Source organism: Azospirillum sp. B506, from assembly GCF_000333595.1.
Taxonomy (GTDB): domain Bacteria; phylum Pseudomonadota; class Alphaproteobacteria; order Azospirillales; family Azospirillaceae; genus Azospirillum.
On record NZ_BADK01000583.1, the window covers coordinates 1 to 2,914 of the forward strand.

Consider the following 2,914-nt stretch of genomic DNA (forward strand, 5'->3'; position numbering starts at 1 on the left):
CTCGCCAACGCCCGACGTCGTCATGCCGGCAAGGCGGCGGCCGCCATCCGGTCGTGAAACACCTCCTGCAACAGGGCCAGGAAGGCGCGCACCGCCGGGTTGGCGCGACGGCTTTCCGGCCAGAGCGCGGTGATGTTGTGGCGTTCGACGGCGAAGTCGGACAGGAGCGGGACCAGTTCGCCGCGCGCCACATAGGGGGCGGTGATGAAGGTCGCGGCGATGCCGATGCCGCCGCCGGCCACCAGAGCCGCAACCAGCGCGTCGCTGACATCGACGAGGATCCCGGACGGCGGCACGATCTCCACCTGCCGGTCGCCGATCCGGAAGGGCCAGCGCAGCGTCTGTCCGGTGCTCTGGTAGCGCAGGCTGACGGTATCGTGCCCCGCAAGCTCGTCCGGGTGGGCCGGCGTGCCGCGCGCCGCCAGATAGGCCGGCGAGGCGAAGCAGCAGAACCGGTGCGGTGCCAGCCGGCGCGACAGCAGCCTTGAGTCCGCAAGCTCGCCGATGCGCACCGCGACATCGATCCCGTCCCCGATGATGTCGACCATCCGGTCGTTCAGACGCAGATCGACCGAAACCTTGGGGTAAAGCCTGCGGAAGGCGGGCAAGGCCGGAGCGATCACATGGACGCCGATCGGCAGGGGTGCGGCGACGCGCAGGGTGCCGGACGGCTCCGAACGGGCGGCCATCGCCGTCTGCTCGATCTCCTCCGCGTCGCGCAGCAGCTTCAGCGCCCGATCATGCAACTCGCGCCCCTCCGCCGTCAGCGTCAGCGACCGGGTCGTGCGGGTGAACAGCGACACGCCCAGCCGCTGCTCCAGCCGCTGCACGCTTCTGCTGACCGCCGACGGCGAGATCGACAGCGCGCGTGCCGCGGCGGTGAAGCTGCCCAGCGATCCGGCCCGGGCAAAGGCGAGCAGGCCGGTCAGCCGCTCCAGGGCGATTTGTTCTTTCATGGTATCAATGAAGTGATTTCGGGCACGATTATCAAGCGTCAATCACCGGCCATATGCTCGCTCCTGTCCAGGATTTTCCAACGGAGACGATGATGAGCGGGATGATGAAAGCGGTGCGGCTGCATGGTTTCGGCGGCCCGGAGGTTCTGGTCTACGAAGATGCCCCGAAACCCGAACCGCGGCCGGGCGAAGTCCTCATCCGTGTCCATGCGGTCGGTGTCAATCCGCCGGACTGGTACCTGCGCGACGGCTACCGGATGCTCCCGCCGGCATGGCAGCCGCAGGTGTCCTTCCCCGTCATCGTGGGAACCGACGTGTCCGGCGTCATCGAGGCGGTCGGCGATGATGTCCGGACGCTTGCCGTCGGCGACGCGGTCTATGCCATGGTCCGCTTTCCCGACGGTCTCGCCGGCGACAGCCGAGCCTATGCCCAGTATGTCAGCGCGCCGGTGGCGCATGTCGGCCGCAAGCCGGCGAAGATCGGCCACCCGCAGGCGGCCGCGGCCCCGATGTCGCTGCTGACCGCCTGGCAGTTCCTGATCGATCTCGGCCATGACGAACCGAACCCGCTTCAGCCGCACAGGCACCGGCCGGTGCCGCTCGCCGGCAGGACCGTGCTGGTGAACGGCGCGGCCGGCGGTGTCGGACATCTCGCCCTGCAGCTTGCGAAATGGAAGGGGGCGCGGGTCATCGCCGTGGCATCCGGCCGGCACGAGGCGCTTCTGCGCGACCTTGGCGCCGACGAGGTCATCGACTACACCGGGACCAGGGCCGAGGAAGTGGTGCGCGGGGTGGACCTCGTCGTCGATGCGGTCGGCGGCCCGGCCTCCTCCCGTTTCCTGGCGACGCTGAAGCGCGGTGGCGCCCTGTTCCCGATCTTCCCGCTCGGCCTCGACGCCGCCGACGAGGCGCGGGACCTGGGGGTAACCGTTTCGGCGACGCAGGTCCGCTCGAACGGTGCCCAACTGACGGAGATCGCCGGGCTTCTCGACGACGGCACCGTCCGCGTCGTCATCGACAGCAGCTTCCCGTTGGCGGACGCCCGTCTGGCCCACGAGCGAGCCGCCCAGGGCCATATCCAGGGCAAGATCGTGCTTACGGTCGACTGACCGGGCATTTCCAAGACGGAATCGGACGGTTCAGGCGCTCCCCTTGAGGTAGGCGCGCGGCGAGGAGCCGAGGACGCGCTTGAACATCGCGGTGAAGGCGGCTGGGTTGTCATAGCCGAGGTCGATGGCGACCGAGGTGACCGGCTCCCCCGCCACCAGCCGGGGCAGGGCGGCGGCAAGGCAGGCCCGTTGGCGCCATTCCAGGAAACTCAGCCCGGTCTCCCGCCGGAACTGCCGCGTGAAGGCCCGCCGGCTGATGCCCAGCCCGTCGCACCAGTGCTCGATCGTCTCGTGGACCAGCGGCCGTTGCAGAAAGCGCCGGCAGCGCTCCGCCAGGGCCGGGCTCGCCGGGAACGGGACGGTCAGCGGCTGGGCGGGCAGATGCAGCATCTCGTAGCGGACCAGCGCCATCACCGCGCCGTCGTGGCTGTCCGGATCGTAGTCCGCCGGGACATCGACGGCGCGGGCGACCAGAGTGCGGATGAAGGGCGACAGCCCGACGACCTGGCAACGGTCCGGCATGCCGCCGGCCAGCGCCGGGTCGAGGAACAGGCTGTGGGTGGTCACCGCCCCGATCATGCGGACCTCATGCATGATTCGCGGTGTGGAATCCACAGGCCGAAATCGGGCGGCACCACCCACCGGCCCTGTGGGGTCGACATGATCAGCACCCCGGTGATGCCGGAGATCAGCTGGCCGCGGCGGTGCCAGTGCAGCGGCAGCGTGCCGCCGTCAGGATAATCGTGTGAGGTGGCGAGCAGGGGCCGCTGAACGCTGTCGATCTCCTCGATGCGGACATTCCTGAACATGGCCCGGTCTAGTAGAAAACTGGCCTGACCGCGGTGGCGG

The 2,914-nt window shown here is 69.3% G+C and carries 3 protein-coding genes and 1 pseudogene; 1 reads left to right on the plus strand and 3 read right to left on the minus strand.

Annotated elements, in window-relative coordinates:
* Positions 1 to 20: 20 nt before the first annotated feature.
* A complete protein-coding gene (locus I71_RS17105; RefSeq protein WP_042696047.1) occupies positions 21 to 956 on the minus strand; it encodes a LysR family transcriptional regulator in 936 nt (311 codons plus the stop codon).
* Between the two features lie 92 nt (positions 957 to 1,048).
* Here I71_RS17105 and I71_RS17110 point away from each other — a divergent pair, with 92 nt between their 5' ends.
* The gene (locus tag I71_RS17110) at positions 1,049 to 2,065 is read left to right on the plus strand and encodes an NADP-dependent oxidoreductase (protein WP_244433888.1); all 1,017 of its coding nucleotides are present in this window, start codon (positions 1,049 to 1,051) and stop codon (positions 2,063 to 2,065) included.
* A gap of 30 nt (positions 2,066 to 2,095) precedes the next feature.
* Here the strand turns inward: I71_RS17110 and I71_RS17115 are convergent, their stop codons facing one another.
* Both I71_RS17115 and I71_RS39860 read right to left on the minus strand, forming a co-directional pair.
* Positions 2,096 to 2,644 (minus strand): AraC family transcriptional regulator, encoded by a 549-nt coding sequence (locus I71_RS17115; RefSeq protein ID WP_244433889.1) that lies wholly within the window; start codon positions 2,642 to 2,644, stop codon positions 2,096 to 2,098.
* Positions 2,641 to 2,914: pseudogene (locus I71_RS39860) on the minus strand (hypothetical protein); the annotation flags it as partial. The gene I71_RS17115 and the pseudogene I71_RS39860, both read right to left, overlap by 4 nt.